Source organism: Thermus sp. NMX2.A1, from assembly GCF_000511705.1.
Taxonomy (GTDB): domain Bacteria; phylum Deinococcota; class Deinococci; order Deinococcales; family Thermaceae; genus Thermus; species Thermus scotoductus.
Window position 1 is genome coordinate 1 of record NZ_ATNI01000091.1, and the last position, 915, is coordinate 915.

At 61.6% G+C, this 915-nt stretch carries 1 protein-coding gene; it reads left to right on the plus strand.

Features of this window, described 5'->3' with window-relative positions; all coding sequences use genetic code 11:
- Positions 1-54 precede the first annotated feature (54 nt).
- Positions 55-900 carry a transposase gene (locus tag TNMX_RS10805; RefSeq protein WP_038032087.1) on the plus strand — a complete coding sequence of 282 codons (846 nt, stop codon included), beginning with the start codon at positions 55-57 and terminating at the stop codon, positions 898-900.
- Positions 901-915: the final 15 nt, after the last annotated feature.

Here is a 915-nt window from a genome sequence, read left to right on the forward strand (position 1 = left end):
CCTTCGTGTGCTACTTGATCTGGACCCCTAGGGTGTGAAAGAAAAGGGGGTGCTATGCATCCAAACCGTGAGCACCCCCTCTACTATCTTGACGCAGAAACCCTTCTCGTAGCCACCTACGTTTGGGTGGATGACGAACTCAAGGCCCTCGTCGCCCAAGGTCACAAGCTCCCAAAAAAGCAAAAGCACCAAAAGGCCACCCTGGCAGAGCTCCTAACCCTCGCCATCTTCCTCCTCCTCCAGGGCCAGGACCTCGCCAAAGGCTACCTCGCCGCCAAAACTACCCTGAAGCCTTACTTCCCCTCCCTCCCCCACCTCTCCCGCTTCTACCGGGTCCTTCAAAAGGCTCATGGGCTCCTGGCCCACCTCGCCCTCAGGCTCTCCGGAGGAGAAGGCTTGCTACAGGTGGTGGACCTGAAGCCCATTCCCCTGGCCCACGGACAGCGCATCCACAGCCTCTCCCTCCCTGAGGCCGCGGTGGGGAAAGGACCCCTGGGGGCTTTTGGCGGATACGCCCTCATGCCGGTGATGAACGAGCGGGGCCTCTTTTTCCGCTGGGTTCTTCTGCCCGGGAATGCCCGGGAGACCTGGGGGAGGGAGGTCCTTGAGGGTTTGCCTGCGGTTCTTGGGGACCGGGGTTTTCGCTGGGTCCAGGGAGTGAAGACGCCGCCCTACCGGCTCAGGGGAGGGAAGGTGGTGGAGACGGGGTGGCGAGCCTGGATGGGGAGGGTGCGCAACTGGATTGAGACGCGGTTTAGCGTGATGGTGAGGTCTTTGGGGCTTCACCGGATGGAGGTGCGGTCGTATTGGGGTTTGGTGGCGCGGGTCCATCTCATCCTGCTGGTGCACAACCTGATTCGGAGCCGGGTGCTTCTCAAGATGGCTGGGGTGGAGATATGAGGTAGCACACGAAGG